Source organism: Absiella sp. AM09-50, from assembly GCF_003433845.1.
Taxonomy (GTDB): domain Bacteria; phylum Bacillota_I; class Bacilli_A; order Erysipelotrichales; family Erysipelotrichaceae; genus Hoskinsella; species Hoskinsella hominis.
The window spans coordinates 13,148-36,854 of the sequence record NZ_QVFI01000028.1; the positions used below are offsets into that span (position 1 = coordinate 13,148).

Below are 23,707 nucleotides of genomic sequence, written 5' to 3' on the forward strand. Positions count from 1 at the left end.
TCTTTATACGACTTAATCCAATTAATTAATGTACCATCTGAAGATAGCCCATACTCAATCGCAGTTGATTTAACAGAGTGATGTTGGAGTAAGACTCTGTTTATGATTTCTTCTTTAAGTGCTGGGGGATAATATTTGTTTTTGTCTTTTCTTAATATACTCTCCCCATGTTTATCAAGGAGTCTGATTAAATATTTTACATTTCCTATGAGAATTGCATATTCTTTGGATAATGAAGATATGCTCCTTCCTTGTTTTCTTTTCTCATAGATTTCTATTTTTTGTTCTTTCGTTAGTTTTGACATAATAAAATGCACCTCCATATTTGGTTGTCCAAATTATGGGGTGCATTTCAAATCAGGGAGCTTTTCTTATCGAAGCATGGTCTTTGCGGCTTTCGCAAGTACCTTAGGATTTTTATGATGTGGTGTTACAGGACAAATCTTTTTATCAATATGTAGTAACGTATATACCGCAATTCGTGCAGCACGTACAGAATATTCTTCTGTAAATACCATATCCTCTGGTATTTCCACAAACTGTGAAATCATCGCAAAATTAGTTGAACCAGATGGCACTACATGTGGGCGATCAGACATTGCACGTGGTTGGAATTGTGCATCAATATATGGCATCATACAAGGAATGACATTCACAACATCCTCTAAGATATCTTTGGTATGCTCCTCAAAGTGTAAATGGCCTAACAGTTCTAATAAGATTTCTTCCCCTGTACAATCCCGCATTTTCTTTTTCACGTAATTGCCTTCTTGATCTGTGTATAATCCATATCCCCAGAAAATGGTTGTGTTTTGATCTTGAGCTTTGAAATGTGGCTGTGCAGCAACTACAATACTCATCAGCCAGTTGCTGTCCTTAAATGTCATCAATGCACCACTGCCTGGAATATTGCCAGAAAATTGTTCAATCATTTTCAATAAGCGATTTCCCCTGCATGTCACTGTAAAGCTTTCCCAGTTTGTTTCTTCAGGCTTTGTAAAGAATGGGGCAGGATTACCTAGCGATGGCTTTTTATCTGCGACTTTTTTCCATAATGTTGCGGACATTGGATGATCTACTCGATAATCTGGAGCGTGGCGATAATCTCCAAGAGTTGCATTATCACTCATACAGCCATTACACATGATACACAAATCGCCTTCTTCTAAATGAAGTACCCGTTCATGTCCGTTTTCTTTCACATAGATATCAGTAGCAGTTATACTTTCTTCTTCAAAATCAATATCTTCCACTACAGCTTTAATACTAAAATCTACACCATATCCTTCCAGATAGCTCTTTAATGGAAGGATCAGTGATTCATATTGATTGTATGGTGTACGTGTGACACCTTCTAATGTTTCGATTCTGGAGAATTCTAACATCATACGATTCATATACCGGCGGAATTCAAATAAAGAACTCCATTTTTGAAATGCAAAGGTTGTCTGCCACATATACCAGAAGTTTGTGGTAAAGAAATGTGGATCATCTTTAAACCAATCCTCAATGGTTAAATTATCCAGTTTTTCTTCTGGTGTCGCAAGCAGCTTCGTTAATAGAAAGCGGTCTTTATTATCAAATTGCATACTATGTACATCCAAGATATTTCCATGTTTATCGATTAAGCGTGCTTGTGCATGGGTAGGATGTAAATGATCAAAATTCAGGATTTCTTCTGTGACACTTTTTCCCGGCCAGTCTAGTGATGGAATACTGTCAAACAATTCCCAGAAGTTTTCATAGGTTTCTTCATTCAGCATCCTTCCTCCACGACATACAAAGCCTTGTGTTACATTTCCTGCGCCATCATTACTGCCACCTAACACATCCAGACCTTCTATGATATGGATATTTTCACCTAAAAAGCCTCCATCCTGTATCAGATAAACAGCAGCACTTAAAGCACCAATACCTCCACCAATTAAATATGCCTGTGGTTCTCCCTTTCTGCCAGGATGAACACGTGATGCTTCCTGTTCGATTTTCCTGCGATGTAAATGTCTTGCGACACCTGCGCCAGCTGCAGCTCCAATAATAACGCCACCCAGGGCAGCAAGTTTATGTAATTGATTTTTATTCATAACACTCATTCCCTTCTTTTTCATTATCAGTATATCTCAATTCGCATGGGTTGTATCTATACATTTTGGATTGTTCGTTTATATATCCAATAGTTTCTTCTTTACCCGTTCTTGATTGGAAGCATACATCACTGCATTTTCTTTACTGATCTTCCCCTGTTTTACTAGATGTACCAAACTATCATCCATAGAAATCATTCCCTGATCTTTTCCTGCGATGATGGAATTTTCTAATTGATGGATTTTTCCATCACGAATTTGTGTACGAATGGCTGGATTGATGATCATGATTTCAAATGTGGGCACCATGGTATTATCTAATGCAGGCACCAGCTGTTCACTGATAACTGCCTGCAGTGTCATGGATAGCTGCACACGAATCTGTTGCTGCTGGGCACTTGGAAATACATCAATCATACGATCAATTGTATTGGCAGCTCCCATAGTATGTAAAGTAGATAAAATCAAATGACCTGTTTCTGCGGCAGTGACTGCGGTTTCCATCGTATCTAAATCACGCATTTCTCCGACCAGAATAACTTCCGGTGCTTCTCGAAGCGCAGAACGAAGTGCCATGGGATAATCTTTTGTGTCATGAAATACTTCCCTTTGGGACACAATACTTTTCTTATGGGAATGTAAGTATTCAATAGGATCTTCGATTGTGATGATATGTACATTACGATTTTCATTGATTTTATCAATCAGACAGGCCAAAGTAGTAGACTTGCCACATCCGGCTGGACCACTGACTAAGATCATTCCCTTTTTGGTAGACCATAAATTTGTAATCGTTTCTGGGATTCCTAGCAAGGATGGATCAGGTAAATCAAATCGAACGACACGCAATACTGCTGCCTGTGAATTACGCTGCATATATACATTCACACGAAAACGCCCCAGGCCTGGGATGGAGAAGGAAAAATCATCATCTTTACTGGCGATAAAATCTTCATAACGATTCTGTGGTGCATATGCATAAATATCTTTGATCAAGGTCGCTGTATCATCTGGTGTTAATCGTTCATTTCCTATATTTTCTATATTCCCATTAATTTTGAAGGCGTAACAATGCCCTGCGATTAAAAAGATATCACTTGCGTTACTATCTAGTGCTTCCTGTAAGATTGTTTGTATATTTACCATATTTTTATGCTCCTGTTCCTGTAGTTGTGTATGCTTTTATGATCCATGTATCTCCTGTTTCAATCACGGCACGTAGCGTGCGCTGTTCACTCACAGGATATGTCAAAGTCAAGGTATTACCTTTTATATCATAGGTTATTTTATGCGTATTAAGTAGTTTTTTACTATACTCGTCAAGTGGCAGCGTATGATGCATTTCATGTAATACATATTGTAATGTTGCATCTGCCTGAGTATATGCTTTTTGTACTTGCTTCCCCTGATTTGCGATTTCTTCCTTCTGCAGTGCTTTACTATAAGATAATACGGATAATATCATCATACATAGTACCACAAAAATCATCAGGATAGAACTTGCGCCTAAGCCCACTTGTACATGTTTGCGTTTATCCTTATTCATGGGCGCACCTCCTGACGATAAAAAGATAACACAGCTGTTTCTTTATTCTGTTTTGTGATATGCATTTCACACAGATCGCCATGACTGCCTTCTTGTTTTATAGCAATTGTGACCTGATACATCGCTTCTTCCTGTTGTGGGACTCCCTCTTCATTTAAATAAAACTTTGATTTATATAAATAATCGTTTTCTTCATCAATCAGATTTTGGCCATAGATCAAAGATGTTTTTACATTTTTTGCATATAGTTGTTTATCTTTCGCATTGCTCATGACCAATACGCAAATACCTGAGGCAATTGTAAAAAAGAAAATCACGATCAATAACTCCATGAGAAAGGATAATGATTTATGGTGTTGATTCATGATAATACACCTCCACTTCTTAAGGCAATCATCAAGGTGTTTTTCACGCCATCATGCTCCATTGTGATATAAAGCTTATTGTTTTTTTCCTGAATTGTCATGGAATCCATCGCAAAACGCTCTTCCCCATATGACAGATTCACAGATAACTCATCTATTTGATATAGTTCTTTCAACATATGATTATCTACATAAAGATAGACCACCTCGTGATCGTTATGTAATCGTAAACAAGAATGTCCATCGATTTCTTCTATTGTGATTTCTTGATAACGATCATAATCTCTTACCATATTTTTTATATAGGAAGATGCCTGATAGACACTGTTTTCATCTTCACTGATTTTATGATAGCCATTGATTTGAAATAATAGGAGAAAAAAGCTGCAGATCACAAAGACCATAAACAACGAAAGTGAAAATAACACATCCACGGTATGTCTTCGCATGTCAGTTTCCTCCTTTTCGATAGACGCTTGTTTCTGGCATAATGTTACTGCCAACGTATTCATATCGGACTTTATAAAGATCTTCTTGCAGATACAGTCCATAATGCTCCTTAAGATAGCTTACATCTTCAGGATAAAATCCTTCTGTACTGTAGCATTCCAGTGCCGCTTTCTGGATTGCCTGTTTCACTCTGTCCAGATTTTTTTCATCTACTGTGGTATCTGTTTTCTGAAAGCCTATCGCAAAGATGACAAGCATACATACAAATGCCAGCAGCTGTAAAATCAAACGTATAGAATGTTTCATTATACACTAGCCATGATGCTCATCAGCGGCAGCATCACAGATAATAAGATTACCCCAACAATAATTGACAACAATATAACAATTCCCGGTTCTATCGTATTCAAAAAGGTAGAGATACTGTTATCTACATCTCGTTCATATAAGGCACTGACTTTCTTTAATACTTCTTCACTTTTCCCACTGTGAAAGCCGGTAAAGATCATATTGGCATAAACACCTTCATAAAGTTTTTCCTTCTGCATGGCTTCAATAAAGCCTTCTCCTTCATCAATATCTTTTAAACACTGGTGAATCTTTGTTTGAAGCAATGGATGTTCTACCACACCAGGCAGATAAGCAAGTGCTTCTTCACTGTCATAGCCACTGGATACAAATAAGGATAAAGCGTATGTCATCTTTGCCATTGTGATATTATAAAACAGCTTTTTCGTTAAGAAGAAACGTGACAACAATCCACCCTGCCCTTTATGTCTTGTGAAATACAGATAACCAGCAAATACCAGCAGGATGCTTAATATCACAAAAGATATCATCGCAAAGGTATTGCCAAAGCTCATCATCGTTTTAGAACTTCCCGACAAGATTGCGCCCATATTATGTAATACTTTATCGAATATAGGAAGTACTTTCCATATAATTAATAACACAATACACCACATCATCACTAACAAAATCATAGGATACACAAGTGCATCTTTTAAACTGTGTTTTAAGTTATCATTTCGCTCATAGTAAACAGCAAGCTCATTCATGACAGAATCTAAATGTCCGCTTACCTCTCCAATCTGCATCATTTTTTTCGCATAATCATCTATATATGGTTTGTCTTTTACTGATACATAAAAGCTTCCATTTTCTTTGATATCTTCACGCAAAGATAATAAATCCTGTTTTACGTGTTCCCGCTCGCAGCTTTCCAATATCACATCCATGCCATCTTCCAATGACAATCCACCCTCTAATACCATTGCCATACTCGTACAGAATTCGTACATTTCTTCATCATTCCATATATTTGAACTCATATCAAGCCCTCCTCAAATTAATATTCATACTTTGTAATGTATTCGCCATCATAATCTGCATGTGTAGATGCATAAGTTGGATCCATTCTTGTCCATGTATCTTTTTCAAATAATATCGCAGGATCTATCCAGCCTTTGCCTTCCAGCCAAACTTCCACCCACGCATGATAATCCCGTTCTGTATCTCCCACAATGACTTTGCATGGGATATGTTGGGAACGACACATGCCTGCCATGAGTGCCGCATAATCAAAACAAATACCTTTTTTCTTTTCTAATGTTTCATCAAGTATTGGAAGTACATAGTTATCTTTGACTTTCTCTAATTTATCGTAATCATAACTGATATCATTTACCACAAAATCATAAATAGACTTAACCCGTTTTAAAGCATTGTCATCATCTTTACATAATGCAAAGGCCTTTTGTATCGCCTCGCTGTTTTGATCATATTCCACGGTTTGATTGGGGTATAAAAATGGTATCTGTTCATTATCTAATTTCACATCGATATCCGCACCATATACTAACGCATATTTTCCTGTAGAAGGAACCTGAATACGAACTTCTAACTGATACGTTCCAGAACCATTCACCAGTGGAAATGTTTCATAAACACCTGCTTTATTTAAATCATACCAGTAGTTTCCTTTTTCATTGTTTGTGAGCCTGATTTTCATCTTGATGCCACTATCATCCAAGCGTTTGATACGAATATACCCAAGATTGGTATGACTATAATCAATATGTACTTTATGATCATCATCCTCCAGCACCTTTTCTTCAGGACTTTCAGCCAGCAGCAGTTCTTCTATTTTAGGACTTGGCGATGCTGGGAAATCAGATAAGGCTTCCTCTTCTTTGGAGGATGGTTTTGATGGTGTTACATCATTTGAATGATCATTACATCCATACAGCACAAACAAGAAAGAAAACAACAGACATAACAATCGTTTTCTTTTCATGTGTTCACTCCTTACGTCAGGTTCATTATATCATTTATCCCTTCGTTTTAGAAGAAAAGCGTTTACTTTACGTATGAAACATGGCATGATAAAATTATTTTTATAAATCATGTAACATTTGATGAATGAAACACGTCTAATTAGTGAAGATGATAGAGAGGGGTGATGACATGGATGCTTTTGAAGTCTTGTATCAAAAATATAAACAGGATGTTTATCATTACCTGTTATATCTATGTAAGAATCCATCTCTTGCGGAAGATCTGATGTCAGAAACCTTTTTAAAGGCCTATGTTTCTTTACATCAATTGAAGAAGGATGAACAGGTCAAGACATGGCTGTTAACAATCGCCAGAAACCAGTTTCTAAGTGACTGTCGTAAAAAGAAAATTACCGTATCCTATGAGGATTATATGGACAGCTTTGTGAAAGAACCCATTCCTTATGATATCTCTATGATCAAAGAACTCATTAAACAAAAGGATGAACGCAGTCAGCGCCTGTTTCAGATGCGATTAGATGGTTATTCCTATGCTGAAATTGCTTCTGCTTTACATATATCGGAAAATTCCTGCCGTGTCATTGATTTTCGTTTAAAACGATGGTTGAAAGAGGAACTGAAAAAGGAGGATGCCCTATGAATAAACTGCCTTGTGAGGTTGTGATGGATTTGATTCCATTAATTAAAGATCATGTTGCCAGTAAAGAAAGTGAAGAGCTTGTAAGAGCGCATATTCGAGAATGTGATAACTGCCGTCAGTATTATGAGCTATTGGAGGATACCTCTTTTGATGATCAAAAAGTCATAGAAACAATACGTCATAAACGAAATCTTTATTTAACATTTATCTTATTGGCTGGTGTAATTACAGGCTATCAGCTCTCCTTAAGCTACTACATGTTTATCAATGTATGGATCATGCCTGTGATTGGTATATTATGCCATATGATCAAACCAGTAAAAACTTATCGTCTGGCATTGATTTGCGCAGCAGTTTTCACTGTTTTATCCCTATTTGGCACTCTGTTACAATATGGCATTGATGATGGAATGATCTTGAGTACGCTTGCGATTTTTATCCTCATGTTTGTTCTTATCATGATTGGAAAACTATTAGCAATGCTGCTTCATTATGCATGGAAAGGAAGATGGAAATGAAAAACAATAAAATAAAAAGAAGCTTTGCATTACTTGCTGCTGTAATTATCATAATCGTATTGATATTTCTTGTGATTAGTTTTTATGGTAATCCTTTAACCCACAAACATATGCGCAAAGAAGCAGACGCTTATATGAAAGAGCACTTTCCTGGTATCACTTATGAAATCACAGAAACCCGTTATATTCCTAAACTAAACAGTTATCGTATCACTGTATTAGATAAAGATCATAACCATAAATTTACCATTTTGTACTATACAAAAAGTGGTGAAATGGATGATTCGTATTATTGGGAAACATGTGAATTTATTGATAATAAATATGCATCTATTGCGGATATGATGGAACAGGATATCCAAAAGACCTTACCTGAAAAAGATGCTTACTTAGAAATATACATTGATTGTGACAGTAAAAACATGCATCTGGATATGGAATTTCAGCCACAGCAAAACGATGTTCCTGTGACACTTTTCTATCATAGCAAAGAGAAAGAAACAGTGCCTATTTCAATGGAGGAATTTGAAAAAATATTAGAAATCTTACAGCCATTACCCGATAAATTTCATGTACATGTGGATACGATACGTGTGTATAATATCGAAGTTTCAATTCATAAACTAGAAGATAAAGATTATCTTCAAAAAGCACTGGACAAACGTAATACATCTATCAAAGATTTGAATCAATAGCTAAAAAAAAGGAACGCATGTTCCTTTTTCATAGTATTTTGTGTATAAGTGTAAACACATAGCATCAACGATAGCTACATTTCTTCTAACTTTCTTTTATATTCTATAACCGTTTCAATTCTTAACTTTACCTGTTCCACAATGGCTTTGATTCTAGTCTTATCCATAAAAGGATTCTTTGAAAAAATATCTTCTATTTCTTTTTCAAATCCTTTTAATTTAGATATATCCAGCCAGGACAAATCATCAACAAGCTCTAATTGCTTTTCTGGCAAAGGTTTAAAAGGTTTACTTTTATAAGCACTTCCAATCATCGTTGTTGGCTTTGTAGCCCAAAGAGAACTTCCACTATCAAATATCGGGGCAATGCGCATCCATTTTAAAGTATCAATATTATGTATTGCGCCAAAATTACGATAATGACGATCATAATTGGCAATCAAATAATCACAGACGATCATTTTGTTAATACTTAGCTGTGCATTTGGAATATGAAGAAATTGACATGCCTCTAAAAAATGCTTATATAGAGAATCATTTCCTCTTTGCTTAATTGTTCAATCTATATAATATGCAGAAACAAGTTTTTCAAACGTATTGATCATTGTCGGGCAAGCTGAATAATACAAACCATTTTCTTGAATCAGCGCATAAGGAACATAATCTTCACTATCAAGAATTCTATCATAAAGCTTTGTTGCAACAACTTCATTGAAAGGCTCTTGATTTGTAAAACTATTTCCACCTTTTAAAAAATAGCGCGTACCATTTATAATTTTCCATTTCTTTTTTAAATTTCCATCACTTGAGTTGTCTGGACTAAAGATATCTAAATCATCTGTATAATCAATTTGACCCATAAGCAAATTTCCCATGTCTTCACTAAAATCATTTTCAAAGAAATTAATATCTTTCCATTCAATATCAGAGTCATCTTTTACCCAATATTGATCACTTAAACTAAGCCCAAAACACTTTTCAAGTAATTCCATAGAAGAATCAATATTCATTTCTGCCATTGCTTCTTTAAATCTACTTCTAGAAGTAGGAATTTTTCCACCAATCATTGAAAGCTTTTCTTGTAATACCAGTTTTATATTCCATGATTCCTAAAGGTGCATATTCAGAATGGCTAATCTTTGTGATTTTAGTAATCGTATGTGTTTCATGATCATAAGAAAAATCCAATACTTCAATATTTTTATTCATTAGCTTATAATTCATATAATACACTCCTTCTTATCCGAATGTTTTAAATATTATATCATATCTTAAACACTGTTTCACTAAAATGAAGAATCATCTATCTTATCTATCTTATTCATACAACTTTCCCATATAAAACATTTTAGCTATCGTCTTAAAATCTGTATGTTCCCAATCAATTTCACTTTCATTGATTTCTGAAGCATCTTCCACCCAATTAGCTACTGACATCAAATATTCAGGTATGGTTAGATTATACCATTCTTTATGATGTTCTTGAAAGTCGTCAGCTAAAGCATTTAGAAAAGCAATAAAATCATCCTTATTTGAAATCTTATGAATTTCATCCATCATACAAAATACCTCCTCTTATATTACCATTATATCTTTTATTATGTATAAAGCATATCTATATTATCAAAAAGTTCATATGGATATGCTTTTTTTACTTATGGATCAATAACCGTAGGTGTTAATCCAATCCCCACGACTTCATTGACGATTCTTGTCCATGTGCCACAACCAACAATTCCATCTGCACTTAAGCCGTTTTCTCTTTGATATGCAACTAAAGCTGAGCGTGTATTTCCACCAAATATGCCATCTAATGTCTGCGTACTGTATCCTAACGCATTCAACGCATCCTGAAGAATCAATACATAAACACCACGACTTCCCTGTCGTAAGGTAGGATATCCTGCACTACATGCGGGCACACCATATCGTTTATCAAAATGTACCCATGTCGGTGTTAGATATTGTGGTTCTACATACACCCATACACCTAAATCATTGGCGATATTCCAAATACGATTACGTTGTGTTTGGGATAATGCCTGCCCTACATCAAAAGAAACGCCAGCATAGTGTTGTGACTGGCGCCCATGCCCACCTTCCCAGATACGTTTGAATGCATATCGAAATGGAATCGGTGCCCCATACGTTCTACGAGTAGCGTTCCAAGCTTCCATCGCTGCATTGGTCGTCCAAAGAACATTTGATCTAGATGATCCACGAAACTCCCGTACCAGCATGGTATTCCCATAAGCATATGGCATTGGGTCGTTTTCTCCTCGATCAAAAACTTCCAAAGCATCATTATATACATCATAAACAAAGATTTTTGCCACGTTTTCCCTCCTTTCAATCTATTTTATGAGGATAAAAATGGTAGGTATGGACAAATCAGCTATATCTGTTTTAAACTCAATTATTCTAGTTGTATGCATCTTGTGGGGTTATTCAAAAAGAAAGAGAAAAAGATAAAAACAGAATCTATCAAAATTTATAAATGAAACAGAATTTGATGAATTAGAAAGCTATATCATGAATACTTTTGGGGAAATGGAAAATGTTTTTCATGAAGTATATTCCCCTGATATCCATGTCGATATCGAAATCATTCCTCCTAATGAACATGATCATTTCTACAATTTGAAAGTATTGCCTTAGTAGAAGCTTGTGATAAACATGGTGAAATTGCCTGTTGCCGTTTAAGTAGTGGAAAATTAATTCGATTTTATCAATTGATTCCTTTATATGATGAAGAACTACAAGTAAAAATGCAGTATGAAAGTATAGATGCCTTACTAGAGAAATTTGATGATGATTTTTCTTATGTAGTAGATATTCATCGTAAGCATTATTTGAAATAATTTAGAAAAAGGCCTGAAATACATGTTTCAGACCTTTTATGTTTACAACTGTTTACGATTAAATAATATGACTGCGCCAATATAAGTAGTAGCACATAGTACAATACAAACGCCAATCGCTGGATAGATTTGATCTAAAGATATCGTTTCTTGTAGTAAAGCCATATTATCAGAAATCAATGTCACAGGATTATACTTTGTGATCTCAGGAATCATATTCATGAGCATAAGTGCGATATAACTTCCTCCACTTAATAATAAACCACCCGCACTTGAACATGTTATGACACCACCTAAAAGCATGAGTGAACACATCATGATACCAAATAACCATACACAGGTCAATGAAAGGAATAGATGTGGAAGATGCCATTGTGACCAAAAAATCAATCCATAAAGTAACGTCACGATAACACAGGTTACATAGCATATTGTCCAAACACATACAAGAAATGTCATTTTTGATAGAAGGATCTTTTTTCTTGATAATCCTTTGGTTACTATGTTGATAAGGGTTCCTTTTTGAATTTCAGTGGATAAAATAGAGCTGAAGGATAATAGAAAGATGATAAGTCCCATTTGATTGATATTCTTGAAGAACTGTGCCCATGAATCAAATACTGTTGGCTGTGGAAGCTCCATAGACATTCCCACTGGCATCATACTTTTTAAAAGCTCTGGCATATATTTCGCAAAGATGGGATTCATAAAACCAAAGGCAAGAAATACGATGATCAAAATCATAAATTTATAAGAACGGATACATTCCATGAATTCTTTTTTGGTAAAGGCTAAATATCCTTTCATTGTACCACCTCCATAAACACATGCTCCAGAGATGGCTGCTGCCAAGCAAAATTTAGAGGCATGATATTTTGTTCAAGCAATTTCTCCATCAGCTGTTTTTCTAATACTTCTGGTGTATCACTTTGAATAATCATCTGGTTTTCTTCGATATGAATTTGATCATGTATGGTGGATAGTGTTTTATACATTCTTTGTAAGTCATCTGTCTTTTGAAAATGTATCATAAAAGTATTTTTCCCATATGCCTGCCTTAATTCATTTAATTCCCCATGAAGTGCAATCACACCATCTTTTAATATTGCGATATGATCACAAATACGCTCTACATCACTTAAGATATGGGTTGATAAAATAATCGTTGTTTTCTCTTTCACTTGTAAAAGGATATCCAGAATTTCTTTCCTGCCGATGGGATCTAATGCAGATGTAGGTTCATCACATATCAATAATTTTGGTTCATTCAATAAAGCCTGAGCAATGCCAAGTCGCTGTTTCATTCCACGGGAATATCCTTTTAATTTCTTTTTCTTATAGGCATCTAAGCCTACCATTTTTAACAACTCCTGAATTCTTAATTTAGAAGCGGATGTTTCCATATGACTGATATCAGCGCATAATTTCATATACTCTGTTGCATTCATAAACCCATAATATTCTGGCACATCGCTTAAATATCCGATATAAGCATTGGTTTTTGTTTCGCCAAAGCTTACCTTTTCTCCACATACATAGATGCTGCCTTCATCACTTTTCAATAAGCCTAAAATCATTTTCATGGTTGTGGTTTTCCCTGCCCCATTTTGACCAATAAACCCATAAATGGAATGCTGGGGAACGTGTAGATCAATGCCTTTCAGCACTTGTTGTGTACCAAAACTTTTTTTCAGGTGTTGGATTTCTAAGATATCACTCATTCCTGATCAACCCTGCCAAAGACAAAATAGATAATTGGCCCGATAAATTGAAGGAATACTACAATGATACACCAGATCATTTTATTCCCAAAACGGTAATTGGGATGGCGTAATACATGAATCAAAGAAAATACCGCAAGAAATATTTCTAATATCGCTAGTGGCAGAATAATAGGAAGGGCTTCATTTAGTGACATATTAATTTTCCTCCTTAAGCATTGATTTTAGCTTTTCTATTATATTTTTATAACGGAATTCTTCATGAATAAATGTGAAGGAAGGATTCTGTTCAAGACTTTGGATTAATGTATCTTTGATACTATGTTCATTTCTTGGGGCATTTGGTCCTAAATCAAGTTCTTCCAGCCATGCGTCGATTTGATTAAAGAAGGCATCTCCTTTTAATACGTGAAAATCCCCCTGATGAAGCTCTACAACATGCATGATATGTTCCAGCTGTGTTAAAACAGCTTCTTTGTCCTGACGCATAGCGTAAACATTTGCTGTGGAAAGATAAAAGCCAACTGCAGTAAATGGGTGCAACTGATCAAGTTCAAATAATTGCACAATACCGCCAATACGATGAATCACCTGATCACATATATTCTGCTCCTGCATATGGTAAACCATATAATTCAAACTATCCTGTACAAAATACAATAAATACTGGAAAATAGAAGCCTGTAAGATTTCACTTGCTTTTTCTGTTTTGTTCATCATTTGATATGCCATCGCAATCAATTCATTATCCATTTGTATGTTCTTAGATGATTCCCCCAGTATATTTAGGACTTCTTCTGGTTGATTCAGCTGAAGATGAACCATGGAGGCCATGATTTGCGATTCTTTAATCAAGGAAGCATCACCGCTTTTTTCCTCGATTCTTTTACATATCGTTAAAATCTGTTCATAGATTTCTGCTTGATTTTCATAAAGATAGGCATGATTCAATAATAATACCGTCATTTGATTTAAGAATGGAAAACAGCTAGCATAACGACGAAGATATTCCTTTAATTTCTCCATAGCCGCATCTTTATCACCATTTCCCATTTCATCTGATAATGTATGATAGATTCTTCTGATTTGTTTTTTGTTTAGCTGTGGCTCATAGCCAATTAATTCATCTAACGTCACATTAAACAGATTTGCTAATTCTGGTAAAAACATGATATCGGGATACGTCGCCGATGTTTCCCATTTTGATACACTTGATTTACTAACTCCCATATAATTCGCAAGTTCCTCCTGCGTCATATGTTCCTTTTTACGTAAACGGATGATATTCTCTCCTAAATGTAATAACTCCATTACACTTACCTCCTTTGTTCATGTCCATTATATCCTTGTGTCATGTACAAAACAATGGAGTAAGACGCAACAACAGGAAGAAAAGTTTCCTGAAAGGAAATCACAATATATAAAATATTGTAAAAAATATCCATGGATGATAAAATACGTGTGGGAAAAAGGAGAATATGACATGAAATATGTAATATGTGATATGGATGGTACGCTGCTGGATAGTAAAAAGCGTTTACCTTCAAAGTTAAATAAAGTGATTGACGAATTAAAAAAAAGAGATGTCATTTTTGGCATTGCCAGTGGCAGACAATATTTTAATTTGTATGAACAATTCCCGGATCATCGGGATGATATGTTATTTATCGCAGAGAATGGCGGTATCGTTTATCAGGGAAATTCACCTGTATTTGCGGATGCCCTGCCTATGGAAGATATACAACGTGTTATCATAAAAGCACGTCAGATAAAAGATTCTTATCCAATTGCCTGTGGTATGAAAAGTGCATATCTGGAAACAGAAGATGCGCAGTTCTTAAAAAATGCACATATGTATTATGCCCATTTGGAAATCGTTGATGATATTTTAACAGCGATACAAAATGATCAAATCGCAAAGATCACACTATATGATAAACGCAATGCACAGACAAATTCCTATGCAGCGATCAAAGCAGATACTGGAAGTTTACGACCTGTGGTTTCTGGTGAGGACTGGGTAGATATATCTAATCCAACCACTAGTAAAGGCAATGCCATTGCGATGTTAAAAACAAAATATCATCTAGACAGTGATGATTTTGTGGCTTTTGGGGATTTCATGAATGATTATGAAATGATGAAAGAATGTACCTATTCTTATGCTATGGCAAACGCTCATCCTGATTTAAAAGCAGTGTGTAATTATGAAACATGCAGTAATGATGAAGATGGTGTAATCAAAGCCATTTGTGCATTATATGATTTAGATTATGAAGCTTTGTAGGCATCGATATTGATGCCTTTTTTCATGTAAAAAAAATACGCACAATCACGTATTTTTCTTATTTATATTTTGTATAAGCCTCATTTTGAAGCATTTTAAATTTTTCCAAATTATGAACATCATATGCGATATAATCATATCCGCATGCTTCCTGTACACACATTTTATGGTCCATATCGTATGCGGTATATTTCACATTTTCTCTCAAACGAAAATGTCCAAAACTTACAGATGTGAAGATATAAGAATCCTCTGTATTTGCATTTAGCGCAGGCTTTAAAAACATAATATATTCCTCATTTTCATGTAATGGGACAGCACCTTCAAAATAATAGGCATTTTCATCCCATATGACATCATCATATACAGAAATCGTTTGATTCACATCATATCCTTTATATACCTGCGTGATTTCACATTCATTGATCACACCTTTTCCAGCAAATCTCCTATCTATCATTTTGGCTTTCACAATAACCTCAGAATGTTTTTCTATATCTGTAAGATCTGATACATCATAATCCCTCATAATATAATCAAATAGCTCTTTATAGCTTAAACAATCTTTTTCAGAGTACATTGATAATTCTAATCGGTTATATTTATCATTTGTTAAATGTTCTTTCCCAGACCAGACAAACGCTAATACACCAACTATGATGATATACACAGCAAAACATCCAATACATAACTTTCTCATATGAACATCCCCTGATTTTCTATCAGCTTTCCCTGACTCATATAAAATATTTGATCACATATTTCTAAATCTTTTTCATTATGACTGCTGATTAAAATCAGCTTGCCTTTTTCACGTTCTTCCTTCAAAATTTCATATAGATCCTGTACGCCTTCTTTATCAATTCCATTAAATGCCTCATCTAATACGATGATTTTCTGGTTTTCCATCATCGCCTGAGCTAGACGTAAACGTTGTCGCATACCAAGAGAATAAGTTTTATATTTTTTATATTCATGCCCTTCTAAACCAAATTTTTTTAATTGTTGTTTAATCAGGATAGTATCCGGTTGATGATTGATACGATATAACAACATCAAATTATCAAAGCCACTCAGGTTGTCATAAAACTCTGGATGCTCAATCAATGTCCCAAAAATGCGTAAATCGATATCATCATAGATAATTGATTTATGATCTAAAATAACATCCCCTTTGGTTGGTAAAATGATACCGGTAATCGCTTTAAACAACATGCTCTTTCCTGCACCATTTCTACCTGAAAAGCCATAGATATGCCCACTTGTTAAAGATAAATTGATATCCTCTAAAATGGTATATCCTTTTATGATTTTTGTATAATGTGTTACTTCTAATTCCATATGCTATCCCTCCAAAACCTTGTTTATATTTCCAATTTTATCTGTATGCTTCATAAGATAAACATACAATAAATACAGAACGCTGTTGAAACAGATGATCATACACAGCAATACAGCTATAGGATATACATATGGCAAAATCCATAGTTTTGTAAAGAATGTGCTGATATTCAAATTTTCCAATATGAATTCTAACAATATGAATAATATAAAAAATAAAATATATCCATATATCTTTTGTTTACAGAGAATACCTAATATTTTACAAAGATGATCTATGATGATGAAGATACCTGTATCAATCAATACATAGATGACAAAGTAATACATAGAATCAAATCTTAGTACAGCACTGTTCAACATCAATGCCATACATAAATACCATTTACATTTTAGTAACCATGTTTTTCTAACATATACAGAAATATTTTTATATCGAAAATAAAGCATTGGCCATATCTCTGTTTTTTCTAATATATATCCTGTTAAAAGAATAACCATGAATATTCCATAACGTGGAATCAGCATCGTATAAATATTGATATATAATTCTATGTGATCGATAAAGATACATAAGAAGCAGGCAATGACCAACATCAGTTCAACATATCTTCTTGTAGGAATCATAAGAGTAAATCTTTCTTTTTAAACAGGAAAACACAAAGTGTGGCAATCCCAGACAGAAATAAAATAAAGTATAACAGTAAAGCATCTGATACATCAAAAACAGAATTTGGCTGTAATTGCAGCATAATGGAAAGATGTGGGATTTTCAATATCATCGTAATAAATTCATCAACGATAATCAAAATCATACTGCTGAAATAAATAAGTATTCGTTTTTTAAACAGGAAGGATAAAGCATAAGATAGTCCTGCTAATAAGGCATAAATCATGGAAATATGTAGCATAAGCATGATGGAATACATCATGGGATTATCAAATTTAAGTGTATCTAAGAACCACTTAGTGCTAACCTCCTGCATAAATGGCAAATCTGATCGATATGTTACCATATTACCATTACCAAAAATGATGGAAAAACTGATATAATTCAAAAAGAAACAAAAGCACGATAGCAGGAAAACCAAAATGATACTTAAAAAATAACGAATTAATATATTTTTCATATAATCCATTCTTGTGTGAAGGAATGCACAGTTTCCCTGTTTCAATTCCATGAAAGTAGAATCAGCTAACAGCGTATTAAACAAAAATGGCAATCCAAAAATCAAAAAAGGCGCAATTCTTAAAAACGGATAGGTAAGTATAGATAAATAATCAGCACTTGGACAATTTTGTGTATATGCAATCCATTCATAATTTTTTATGAATACAATTAAGATATCACTTAATGAAAAGATCATCAACGCACATAAAATAAAGTAAATCACCTTTTGTTTCTCTATTAACAATAAATTATATTTCCATATTTTCATATCATTCTCCTATACTGAATGATCAGCTTCCCCTTTTGTATGTAGCTTTCTTTATAGATACATGATATCATTTTACAAGTATTAGTCAAGTGCTTTCAGGCATACAAAAAAAGAAGATGCGCTAATACTTTGCATCTTCACTAATGATTAGATCCATTGGGATATCATGTGGATAAACATCTAATTGAGGAAACTTCTGGCATTCAAATGCAACACCAATTTTCATTCCCTGATAATCTTTTAAATAGCGATCATAGTATCCTTTGCCATGTCCCATACGATGCCTTTGTGCATCAAACGCAACCATAGGCACAATGATCATATCTATTTCATTTTTATCAATGATTTTGGCATTGACTGGTTCTAAAATCCCATAATGGCTTTTTTTGAATACTGTATTTTCATCCACAAGATAAAAGCTCATTTGATAATCGCCATCACATACTGGTACACAACATGTGATATCCGCTTGTTTTAAAAGTTTTGTGATATCCACCTCATGACCATATGCCATATATATACCAACAATGCCTTTTAGATAAGGTTCAAGATTCTTTAAAATGGTTTCACTTTTTATTTGAACTTCTTTCATACTCAAAGCATTTCGCTTTGTATAAGCAATTTCACGTTTATCCAATAGAATCACTCATATCTAATTTTAATAACTGGTTTAATTCGACTGCATATTCCATTGGCAGCTCTCTTGTGAACGGTTCTAAAAATCCCATAACGATCATTTCAGTAGCCTGTGCTCTAGTAAGTCCTCGACTCATCAGATAGAATAATTGTTCCTCACTGATATTTGATACCGTGGCTTCATGCTCGATTTGAGAAGTTAAATTCTTAGATTTGTTTGTAGGAATCGTATCACTGCGGCTTTGTTTATCCAGAATCAATGTATCACATTCTACCTTGCTTTTCGCATGTTCTGCATTTGGTGAATGATAGACAAGTCCTCGATAATTGACTTCCCCGCCATTTCTCGATACGGATTTACTAATAATATTACTATAAGTATTTGGCGCAAGGTGGATCATTTTCGCACCAGCATCCTGTACCTGATTTTTTCCAGCGACTGCAATGGAAATACATGTACCCTTCGCATATGGTTCAGCCAAGATACAGGCAGGATATTTCATATTGATATGAGAACCAATATTACCATCGATCCATTCCATGCTTCCATTCTCCAATACTTTTGCACGCTTTGTGACAAGATTCAATATATTATCACTCCAGTTTTGAACGGTTGAATAACGACATCTTGCATTTTTATGCACAAAAATCTCTACGACAGCCGCATGTAAAGAATCTTTGGAATAAATCGGTGCTGTACAGCCTTCTACATAGTGTACATCCGCACCTTCATCCACGATGATCAGTGTTCTTTCAAACTGTCCCATGCTTTCGGTATTGATACGGAAATAAGATTGTAGTGGTTTATCCAGATGTACCCCTTTTGGCACATAGATAAAACTTCCTCCACTCCATACACAGCTGTTTAATGCCGCAAATTTGTTATCTGTATAAGGAACCAGTTTCCCAAAGTATTGTTTAAATAATTCTGGATGCTTTTTAAGTGCGGTATCTGTATCTAAGAAGATTACACCTTTTTCTTCTACTTCTTCCAACATATTGTGATAAACAGCTTCACTATCATATTGTGTCGTAACACCAGCTAAAAACTCTTTTTCTGCTTCTGGGATACCCAGTTTATCAAAAGTATCTTTGATAGTTTCTGGTACATCATCCCAGCTTTTTTCAGTTTTATCACTTGGTTTTATGTAATATGTATAATCATCAAAATCTAAAACACTTAAATCCGGTCCCCAGTCTTGAATCTCCATGCTTTCAAACTTTTCAAATGCCTGAAGACGATATTCTCTCATCCAGTCAGGCTCTTGTTTGATTCTACTAATTTCAAGAACCGTTTCTCTTGTCAAACCTTTATTGGTTTTATAAACACTGGTATCCTTGTCATGGAAACCATATTTATATTCTTCATTATTTGGGATGTTATTATTTTCCATTTTCATCCTCGCTTTCTTCGATCATCTGCTGCATTGCTTTCCAGCCAATGGTTGCACATTTGATACGGTTGGCTTGTTTACCAACATTATAGAATGCCACAGCTTCTTCTAATAATTCTTCATCATAAGGTTTATTATCAATCATATTAAAATAATTCTCAATGATTGCTTTGGCTTCTTCTAGGGTTTTTCCCTGAAGCAGTTCACTCATAATGGAGGTGGAAGCTGTGGAAATGGTACATGCTTCTCCATCGAAACGTATATCTTCCACAACTCCATCTTTGATTTTGCTTTGTACATAGATATCATCGATACAAGAATCACTTGCCATGTGTTTTTCGTGGTATTCAGGGTTCTTGCATAATTCATGATTTCTTGGATATTCATAATGATCCATAATAATCTGACGTAAGATCATAGGATCTTTTAATAAATCTGACATCGCTTACGACCTCCTAAAAGAATACATCAATACATGCTTCCATCGTAGCTTTTCTACATACATCAAGGAAACGGTCAATATCTTCCTTAGATGTATAGAAATATAAGGATGCACGTACCGTAGCACTGGTTCCCAGTACTTCATTTAATAATTTCGCACAATGCTGTCCTGTTCTTACCGCAATGCCATTGGCATTAAAGAAAGAACCAACATCCTGTGCAAATACACCTTTTACATTAAAGGTAATAATCCCTGTATCATTGTTTTCATTATAGATAATGATATGATCCATCTTTTTCATTTCTGACACTGCATAATCACGCAGTTGTTTTTCATAGGCATGAATATTTTCTTTACCCAGTGCATTGATATAATCAATTGCCGCATGTAAACCAAATACACCTTCAATTGGCTGTGTACCACTTTCAAATTTCAAAGGAGCATCCTTCAACAACACATCTCCACATGCATTGAAGCGGGCATTGCTTTCCCCACCATATAATAAAGGATCCATTGCTTCTAATAATTCATATTTGCCATATAATACACCAATCCCAGTTGGTCCACACATTTTATGTGCAGAGAATGCCAGAAAATCGCAATCTAAATCTTTCACATCCACAGGAATATGTGGAACACTTTGTGCACCATCCACAACTACGATTGCACCATAGCGATGTGCCAGAGCACAGATTTCTTTGATTGGCACAAGATTTCCCAATACATTGGTAATTTGCGCTAAAGCGATGACTTTGACATTGTCATTCATCATATATTCTATATTTTCAACGGTAATTCTGCCTTCTTCATCTAAGGGAATATATTCCATAACAGCGCCTGTTTCCTGCGCCACTTTCATCCATGGAAGTACACAAGAAGCATGTTCTGCCTCACTGCTCAAAATGATATCGCCTTCAGATAAAAACTTTCGTCCATATCCAAACGCAACGGTATTCAAGCCTTCACTTGCGCCGCTGGTATATACGATTTCATTAACATCCGCATGGATAAAATCCGCAACCACCTGTCGTGTACCTTCAAATTCTTGATCGACAAAATAGCTTAAATCGTAATCCCCACGATGGGCATTGGTTGAATAATTCTCATAATAATTGCAGACAGCATCAATCACACTTCTTGGTTTTAATGTTGTCGCCCCATTGTCTAAATACACAAGTGGGTGCTGCTGCATCATTTTTCCCTGCAGCATAGGAAAGTCTTTACGGACTTCTTCTATATTACGCATGTAATCCCACCTTTGTTTCTATTTCATTTTTTAATTCTGCCGCAAGCTTTTCATCATCTAATACGGTAGTGATTGGCATCATATAGCCAATCGTTAATAAACCTAATGCCTGTTCACGTGTCAAGCCTCTTGACTGCAGATAATATAATTGATTTTCATCCGGCTGTCCAAGGGTTGTCGCATGACTTGCTTTTACATCGTTTTCATCAATCAAAAGCAATGGAATAACTTCACTGCTTTGCTGATTGCTTAAGGTAAGCACTCTACTTGCCTGATGTGATGCGCTATCATGTGCACCTTTCACAATTTTGCCACAAGCCTCCATAGAATAATCTCCATGCTCCTTGATTACTGCATAATTTTCAATCAAACCGCTTGTATAAGGCACTTCATGAACACATAAGACATGGTAGTGTTTCTTGCTTTGCGCAATGCATACATTCATTAAATGAGCATCTGCACCTGTTTCTTTTAGATATACTTTATTATCTGCCAAAACAACGCCATCCTCTATTTCCAGATACCCAAGTGTTAAGTGTGCATCTTTATAGATTTCACTTACATCATCCATCTTCATCTGTGATACTTCATTACGAAGCAATACATGTGTCTGACTGCCTTCTTCACAAATGAAACGACTCTTTACCTGTGCATCCTTTCCACTATATGTAATTGATAAGGAAACGTTTCTATGTTTACCTATATGAAAGATGAATTCTTGTTCTCCATGTACATCAAAGTGATGAGAAGAAAATCCGTTTTCTTCAATTCTGATTTCCTTGATCTCACTCATAGCTATACTCCTTTAGCTGCACATGAACCAAGCAGTTCTACCTTTTTTTCTTCTTCCTTCACTACATGAACATCGTATTCTTTTTCAATCCAGTCATAGCCCTGCTGATCGATTTTATCCACAAGCTCTTTCCCACCGCTGACAACGATTTTTCCATCTACCAGCACATGCGCATGCGTTGGTTTTAATAAATCCAGGAAACGAGCATAGTGAGATACAACCACAAGTCCTAAATCCTGTGTTTCTTTCATATCATTAACAGCGTCAGCCACGATTTTTAACGCATCTACATCCAGCCCACTGTCGATTTCATCCAGCATCGCAATACTTGGTTTTAACATTTTCATCTGTACGATTTCATTACGTTTCTTTTCACCACCGGAAAATCCTTCATTTAAGAAACGATGTGCCAAATCTTCTTTCATTTCCATCTGTTTGATGGTTTTTTCCATTTCTTTGATAAAGCTGAATAATGGAATCGGACGTTCTCTTCTGGCATTGATTGCCGCACGTAAAAAATCAGAATTTGTTACACCGCTGATTTCACTTGGATATTGCATACCTAGAAACAGACCAGCACGGCTTCTTTCATCCACTTCCATCGCCAATACATCCTTGCCATCAAGCAGAATACTTCCTTCACTGATATGGAACTTTGGATTTCCCATAATTGCCGCTAACAGCGTACTTTTTCCATTCCCGTTAGGTCCCATCAGCGCATGGGTTTCTTTACTGTTGATTGTAAGATTTAATCCTTTTAATATCGCTTTTCCATCCACATCTACGTGTAGATTTTTTATTTCAAGACAACTCATTGTCATCATCCTTTCATTTCCTTGTATTATTCTACCAAAAAATCTAACGTTTAACAATCAAAACGATTATCCATTTTCATACATTTCTTCCATATTTAAAAAAACTGTAGAATCCTAAGGGATGACATCTGAGGATT

The 23,707-nt window shown here is 35.1% G+C and carries 33 protein-coding genes and 1 pseudogene; 6 read left to right on the forward strand and 28 right to left on the reverse strand.

All coding sequences use genetic code 11. The features are described 5' to 3' along the window. From DW114_RS21800 to DW114_RS17600, 9 genes and pseudogenes are all read right to left on the reverse strand, one after another. A pseudogene (locus DW114_RS21800) lies at nucleotides 1–305 on the reverse strand (IS3 family transposase); the annotation flags it as partial. Between the two features lie 66 nt (nucleotides 306–371). Further along, complete coding sequence (locus DW114_RS17565) at nucleotides 372–2,084, reverse strand: oleate hydratase (RefSeq protein WP_117455172.1); 1,713 nt, start codon at nucleotides 2,082–2,084, stop codon at nucleotides 372–374. 78 nt (nucleotides 2,085–2,162) lie between these two features. Then, the gene (locus DW114_RS17570; protein ID WP_117455084.1) at nucleotides 2,163–3,230 is read right to left on the reverse strand and encodes a type IV pilus twitching motility protein PilT; all 1,068 of its coding nucleotides are present in this window, start codon (nucleotides 3,228–3,230) and stop codon (nucleotides 2,163–2,165) included. A 4-nt stretch (nucleotides 3,231–3,234) separates the two neighbouring features. Beyond that, entirely contained in the window at nucleotides 3,235–3,630 is a 396-nt protein-coding gene (locus tag DW114_RS17575) for a hypothetical protein (protein ID WP_117455086.1), read from the reverse strand. Next, on the reverse strand, nucleotides 3,627–3,995 hold the full coding sequence (locus tag DW114_RS17580) for a hypothetical protein (protein WP_117455088.1): 369 nt from the start codon (nucleotides 3,993–3,995) through the stop codon (nucleotides 3,627–3,629). The genes DW114_RS17575 and DW114_RS17580 overlap by 4 nt, the downstream gene beginning before the upstream one ends. After that, nucleotides 3,992–4,444 carry a DUF4860 domain-containing protein gene (locus tag DW114_RS17585; protein ID WP_158552341.1) on the reverse strand — a complete coding sequence of 151 codons (453 nt, stop codon included), beginning with the start codon at nucleotides 4,442–4,444 and terminating at the stop codon, nucleotides 3,992–3,994. The genes DW114_RS17580 and DW114_RS17585 overlap by 4 nt, the downstream gene beginning before the upstream one ends. A 1-nt stretch (nucleotide 4,445) precedes the next feature. Beyond that, nucleotides 4,446–4,751 carry a hypothetical protein gene (locus tag DW114_RS17590; protein WP_233509612.1) on the reverse strand — a complete coding sequence of 102 codons (306 nt, stop codon included), beginning with the start codon at nucleotides 4,749–4,751 and terminating at the stop codon, nucleotides 4,446–4,448. After that, a complete protein-coding gene (locus DW114_RS17595) occupies nucleotides 4,751–5,776 on the reverse strand; it encodes a type II secretion system F family protein (protein WP_117455094.1) in 1,026 nt (341 codons plus the stop codon). The genes DW114_RS17590 and DW114_RS17595 overlap by 1 nt, the downstream gene beginning before the upstream one ends. A gap of 17 nt (nucleotides 5,777–5,793) precedes the next feature. Beyond that, nucleotides 5,794–6,741, reverse strand: coding sequence for a transglutaminase-like domain-containing protein (locus DW114_RS17600; protein ID WP_117455096.1), 948 nt, complete (start codon nucleotides 6,739–6,741; stop codon nucleotides 5,794–5,796). Nucleotides 6,742–6,911: 170 nt separating this feature from the next. On the opposite strand from DW114_RS17600, the gene DW114_RS17605 reads away from it, so the two are divergent. Genes DW114_RS17605 through DW114_RS17615 form a run of 3 tightly spaced genes read left to right on the forward strand, consistent with a single transcriptional unit; the run spans nucleotide 6,912 to nucleotide 8,595 of the window. Then, the gene (locus tag DW114_RS17605) at nucleotides 6,912–7,382 is read left to right on the forward strand and encodes an RNA polymerase sigma factor (RefSeq protein ID WP_158552340.1); all 471 of its coding nucleotides are present in this window, start codon (nucleotides 6,912–6,914) and stop codon (nucleotides 7,380–7,382) included. Next, nucleotides 7,379–7,900: a zf-HC2 domain-containing protein gene (locus DW114_RS17610; RefSeq protein ID WP_158552339.1), complete on the forward strand. Its 522-nt coding sequence runs from the start codon at nucleotides 7,379–7,381 to the stop codon at nucleotides 7,898–7,900. Before DW114_RS17605 ends, DW114_RS17610 begins: the two co-directional genes overlap by 4 nt. Then, nucleotides 7,897–8,595, forward strand: a complete 699-nt coding sequence (locus DW114_RS17615; protein WP_117455101.1) for a hypothetical protein — start codon at nucleotides 7,897–7,899, stop codon at nucleotides 8,593–8,595. Before DW114_RS17610 ends, DW114_RS17615 begins: the two co-directional genes overlap by 4 nt. A 74-nt stretch (nucleotides 8,596–8,669) precedes the next feature. Here DW114_RS17615 and DW114_RS17620 read toward each other — a convergent pair whose 3' ends face one another. The 5 genes from DW114_RS17620 to DW114_RS17640 form a co-directional block, all read right to left on the reverse strand. After that, nucleotides 8,670–9,149, reverse strand: coding sequence for a HipA domain-containing protein (locus DW114_RS17620; protein ID WP_317286375.1), 480 nt, complete (start codon nucleotides 9,147–9,149; stop codon nucleotides 8,670–8,672). Nucleotides 9,150–9,152: 3 nt separating this feature from the next. Further along, nucleotides 9,153–9,662, reverse strand: a complete 510-nt coding sequence (locus DW114_RS17625) for a hypothetical protein (protein WP_117455105.1) — start codon at nucleotides 9,660–9,662, stop codon at nucleotides 9,153–9,155. Beyond that, on the reverse strand, nucleotides 9,634–9,819 hold the full coding sequence (locus tag DW114_RS17630) for a hypothetical protein (RefSeq protein ID WP_117455107.1): 186 nt from the start codon (nucleotides 9,817–9,819) through the stop codon (nucleotides 9,634–9,636). The genes DW114_RS17625 and DW114_RS17630 overlap by 29 nt, the downstream gene beginning before the upstream one ends. Before the next feature lie 93 nt (nucleotides 9,820–9,912). Next, on the reverse strand, nucleotides 9,913–10,155 hold the full coding sequence (locus tag DW114_RS17635) for a DUF7660 family protein (protein ID WP_117455109.1): 243 nt from the start codon (nucleotides 10,153–10,155) through the stop codon (nucleotides 9,913–9,915). A 95-nt stretch (nucleotides 10,156–10,250) separates the two neighbouring features. After that, the gene (locus DW114_RS17640) at nucleotides 10,251–10,931 is read right to left on the reverse strand and encodes a peptidoglycan-binding domain-containing protein (RefSeq protein WP_117455111.1); all 681 of its coding nucleotides are present in this window, start codon (nucleotides 10,929–10,931) and stop codon (nucleotides 10,251–10,253) included. A 196-nt stretch (nucleotides 10,932–11,127) separates the two neighbouring features. Between DW114_RS17640 and DW114_RS22030 the strand changes: the two genes are divergently transcribed. Continuing rightward, entirely contained in the window at nucleotides 11,128–11,253 is a 126-nt protein-coding gene (locus tag DW114_RS22030) for a hypothetical protein (RefSeq protein WP_255411927.1), read from the forward strand. Nucleotides 11,254–11,279: 26 nt separating this feature from the next. Continuing rightward, nucleotides 11,280–11,456, forward strand: a complete 177-nt coding sequence (locus tag DW114_RS21805; protein ID WP_233509613.1) for a suppressor of fused domain protein — start codon at nucleotides 11,280–11,282, stop codon at nucleotides 11,454–11,456. Nucleotides 11,457–11,498: 42 nt separating this feature from the next. Here DW114_RS21805 and DW114_RS17650 read toward each other — a convergent pair whose 3' ends face one another. The 4 genes from DW114_RS17650 to DW114_RS17665 are packed head-to-tail and all read right to left on the reverse strand — an operon-like array spanning nucleotide 11,499 to nucleotide 14,488. Next, on the reverse strand, nucleotides 11,499–12,263 hold the full coding sequence (locus tag DW114_RS17650; RefSeq protein WP_117455113.1) for an ABC transporter permease: 765 nt from the start codon (nucleotides 12,261–12,263) through the stop codon (nucleotides 11,499–11,501). Beyond that, nucleotides 12,260–13,177: an ABC transporter ATP-binding protein gene (locus DW114_RS17655; RefSeq protein ID WP_117455115.1), complete on the reverse strand. Its 918-nt coding sequence runs from the start codon at nucleotides 13,175–13,177 to the stop codon at nucleotides 12,260–12,262. Before DW114_RS17655 ends, DW114_RS17650 begins: the two co-directional genes overlap by 4 nt. Next, nucleotides 13,174–13,374, reverse strand: a complete 201-nt coding sequence (locus tag DW114_RS17660) for a PLDc N-terminal domain-containing protein (protein WP_117455117.1) — start codon at nucleotides 13,372–13,374, stop codon at nucleotides 13,174–13,176. Before DW114_RS17660 ends, DW114_RS17655 begins: the two co-directional genes overlap by 4 nt. A gap of 1 nt (nucleotide 13,375) precedes the next feature. Continuing rightward, nucleotides 13,376–14,488 carry a helix-turn-helix domain-containing protein gene (locus DW114_RS17665; protein WP_117455119.1) on the reverse strand — a complete coding sequence of 371 codons (1,113 nt, stop codon included), beginning with the start codon at nucleotides 14,486–14,488 and terminating at the stop codon, nucleotides 13,376–13,378. Nucleotides 14,489–14,660: 172 nt separating this feature from the next. Here DW114_RS17665 and DW114_RS17670 point away from each other — a divergent pair, with 172 nt between their 5' ends. Then, complete coding sequence (locus DW114_RS17670) at nucleotides 14,661–15,464, forward strand: HAD family hydrolase (protein WP_158552338.1); 804 nt, start codon at nucleotides 14,661–14,663, stop codon at nucleotides 15,462–15,464. A 58-nt stretch (nucleotides 15,465–15,522) separates the two neighbouring features. Here the strand turns inward: DW114_RS17670 and DW114_RS17675 are convergent, their stop codons facing one another. From DW114_RS17675 to sufC, 10 genes are all read right to left on the reverse strand, one after another. Then, the gene (locus DW114_RS17675; protein ID WP_117455123.1) at nucleotides 15,523–16,164 is read right to left on the reverse strand and encodes a hypothetical protein; all 642 of its coding nucleotides are present in this window, start codon (nucleotides 16,162–16,164) and stop codon (nucleotides 15,523–15,525) included. Next, complete coding sequence (locus DW114_RS17680; protein ID WP_117455125.1) at nucleotides 16,161–16,805, reverse strand: ABC transporter ATP-binding protein; 645 nt, start codon at nucleotides 16,803–16,805, stop codon at nucleotides 16,161–16,163. The genes DW114_RS17675 and DW114_RS17680 overlap by 4 nt, the downstream gene beginning before the upstream one ends. Nucleotides 16,806–16,808: 3 nt before the next feature. After that, a complete protein-coding gene (locus DW114_RS17685) occupies nucleotides 16,809–17,432 on the reverse strand; it encodes a hypothetical protein (RefSeq protein ID WP_117455127.1) in 624 nt (207 codons plus the stop codon). After that, nucleotides 17,429–18,244, reverse strand: coding sequence for a hypothetical protein (locus DW114_RS17690; RefSeq protein ID WP_117455129.1), 816 nt, complete (start codon nucleotides 18,242–18,244; stop codon nucleotides 17,429–17,431). The genes DW114_RS17685 and DW114_RS17690 overlap by 4 nt, the downstream gene beginning before the upstream one ends. A gap of 121 nt (nucleotides 18,245–18,365) precedes the next feature. After that, entirely contained in the window at nucleotides 18,366–18,881 is a 516-nt protein-coding gene (locus DW114_RS17695) for a 5-formyltetrahydrofolate cyclo-ligase (RefSeq protein WP_117455131.1), read from the reverse strand. Beyond that, nucleotides 18,874–20,274, reverse strand: coding sequence for a Fe-S cluster assembly protein SufB (gene sufB / locus DW114_RS17700; RefSeq protein WP_117455174.1), 1,401 nt, complete (start codon nucleotides 20,272–20,274; stop codon nucleotides 18,874–18,876). The genes DW114_RS17695 and sufB overlap by 8 nt, the downstream gene beginning before the upstream one ends. Beyond that, entirely contained in the window at nucleotides 20,264–20,716 is a 453-nt protein-coding gene (gene sufU / locus DW114_RS17705; protein ID WP_117455133.1) for a Fe-S cluster assembly sulfur transfer protein SufU, read from the reverse strand. The genes sufB and sufU overlap by 11 nt, the downstream gene beginning before the upstream one ends. A 13-nt stretch (nucleotides 20,717–20,729) precedes the next feature. Then, a complete protein-coding gene (locus DW114_RS17710) occupies nucleotides 20,730–21,962 on the reverse strand; it encodes an aminotransferase class V-fold PLP-dependent enzyme (RefSeq protein WP_117455135.1) in 1,233 nt (410 codons plus the stop codon). Beyond that, the gene (locus DW114_RS17715; RefSeq protein ID WP_117455137.1) at nucleotides 21,955–22,755 is read right to left on the reverse strand and encodes a SufD family Fe-S cluster assembly protein; all 801 of its coding nucleotides are present in this window, start codon (nucleotides 22,753–22,755) and stop codon (nucleotides 21,955–21,957) included. The genes DW114_RS17710 and DW114_RS17715 overlap by 8 nt, the downstream gene beginning before the upstream one ends. Nucleotides 22,756–22,757: 2 nt before the next feature. Further along, nucleotides 22,758–23,570, reverse strand: coding sequence for a Fe-S cluster assembly ATPase SufC (gene sufC / locus DW114_RS17720; protein WP_117455139.1), 813 nt, complete (start codon nucleotides 23,568–23,570; stop codon nucleotides 22,758–22,760). Nucleotides 23,571–23,707 lie beyond the last annotated feature (137 nt).

Coding starts and splice junctions, on each gene's coding strand:
- sufB (WP_117455174.1), bottom strand. CDS start 20,274: ATGGAAAATAATAACATCCCAAATAATGAAGAATATAAATATGGTTTC.
- DW114_RS22030 (WP_255411927.1), top strand. CDS start 11,128: ATGAATACTTTTGGGGAAATGGAAAATGTTTTTCATGAAGTATATTCC.
- DW114_RS17595 (WP_117455094.1), bottom strand. CDS start 5,776: ATGAGTTCAAATATATGGAATGATGAAGAAATGTACGAATTCTGTACG.
- DW114_RS17565 (WP_117455172.1), bottom strand. CDS start 2,084: ATGAATAAAAATCAATTACATAAACTTGCTGCCCTGGGTGGCGTTATT.
- DW114_RS17710 (WP_117455135.1), bottom strand. CDS start 21,962: ATGCGTAATATAGAAGAAGTCCGTAAAGACTTTCCTATGCTGCAGGGA.
- DW114_RS17655 (WP_117455115.1), bottom strand. CDS start 13,177: ATGAGTGATATCTTAGAAATCCAACACCTGAAAAAAAGTTTTGGTACA.
- DW114_RS17670 (WP_158552338.1), top strand. CDS start 14,661: ATGAAATATGTAATATGTGATATGGATGGTACGCTGCTGGATAGTAAA.
- DW114_RS17715 (WP_117455137.1), bottom strand. CDS start 22,755: ATGAGTGAGATCAAGGAAATCAGAATTGAAGAAAACGGATTTTCTTCT.
- DW114_RS17630 (WP_117455107.1), bottom strand. CDS start 9,819: ATGAATTATAAGCTAATGAATAAAAATATTGAAGTATTGGATTTTTCT.
- sufU (WP_117455133.1), bottom strand. CDS start 20,716: ATGTCAGATTTATTAAAAGATCCTATGATCTTACGTCAGATTATTATG.
- DW114_RS17600 (WP_117455096.1), bottom strand. CDS start 6,741: ATGAAAAGAAAACGATTGTTATGTCTGTTGTTTTCTTTCTTGTTTGTG.
- DW114_RS17665 (WP_117455119.1), bottom strand. CDS start 14,488: ATGGAGTTATTACATTTAGGAGAGAATATCATCCGTTTACGTAAAAAG.
- DW114_RS17675 (WP_117455123.1), bottom strand. CDS start 16,164: ATGAGAAAGTTATGTATTGGATGTTTTGCTGTGTATATCATCATAGTT.
- DW114_RS17575 (WP_117455086.1), bottom strand. CDS start 3,630: ATGAATAAGGATAAACGCAAACATGTACAAGTGGGCTTAGGCGCAAGT.
- DW114_RS17635 (WP_117455109.1), bottom strand. CDS start 10,155: ATGATGGATGAAATTCATAAGATTTCAAATAAGGATGATTTTATTGCT.
- DW114_RS17650 (WP_117455113.1), bottom strand. CDS start 12,263: ATGAAAGGATATTTAGCCTTTACCAAAAAAGAATTCATGGAATGTATC.
- DW114_RS17605 (WP_158552340.1), top strand. CDS start 6,912: ATGGATGCTTTTGAAGTCTTGTATCAAAAATATAAACAGGATGTTTAT.
- DW114_RS17660 (WP_117455117.1), bottom strand. CDS start 13,374: ATGTCACTAAATGAAGCCCTTCCTATTATTCTGCCACTAGCGATATTA.
- DW114_RS17625 (WP_117455105.1), bottom strand. CDS start 9,662: ATGATTGGTGGAAAAATTCCTACTTCTAGAAGTAGATTTAAAGAAGCA.
- DW114_RS17680 (WP_117455125.1), bottom strand. CDS start 16,805: ATGGAATTAGAAGTAACACATTATACAAAAATCATAAAAGGATATACC.
- DW114_RS17685 (WP_117455127.1), bottom strand. CDS start 17,432: ATGATTCCTACAAGAAGATATGTTGAACTGATGTTGGTCATTGCCTGC.
- DW114_RS17590 (WP_233509612.1), bottom strand. CDS start 4,751: ATGAAACATTCTATACGTTTGATTTTACAGCTGCTGGCATTTGTATGT.
- sufC (WP_117455139.1), bottom strand. CDS start 23,570: ATGAGTTGTCTTGAAATAAAAAATCTACACGTAGATGTGGATGGAAAA.
- DW114_RS17580 (WP_117455088.1), bottom strand. CDS start 3,995: ATGAATCAACACCATAAATCATTATCCTTTCTCATGGAGTTATTGATC.
- DW114_RS17570 (WP_117455084.1), bottom strand. CDS start 3,230: ATGGTAAATATACAAACAATCTTACAGGAAGCACTAGATAGTAACGCA.
- DW114_RS17610 (WP_158552339.1), top strand. CDS start 7,379: ATGAATAAACTGCCTTGTGAGGTTGTGATGGATTTGATTCCATTAATT.
- DW114_RS17615 (WP_117455101.1), top strand. CDS start 7,897: ATGAAAAACAATAAAATAAAAAGAAGCTTTGCATTACTTGCTGCTGTA.
- DW114_RS17585 (WP_158552341.1), bottom strand. CDS start 4,444: ATGCGAAGACATACCGTGGATGTGTTATTTTCACTTTCGTTGTTTATG.
- DW114_RS17690 (WP_117455129.1), bottom strand. CDS start 18,244: ATGAAAATATGGAAATATAATTTATTGTTAATAGAGAAACAAAAGGTG.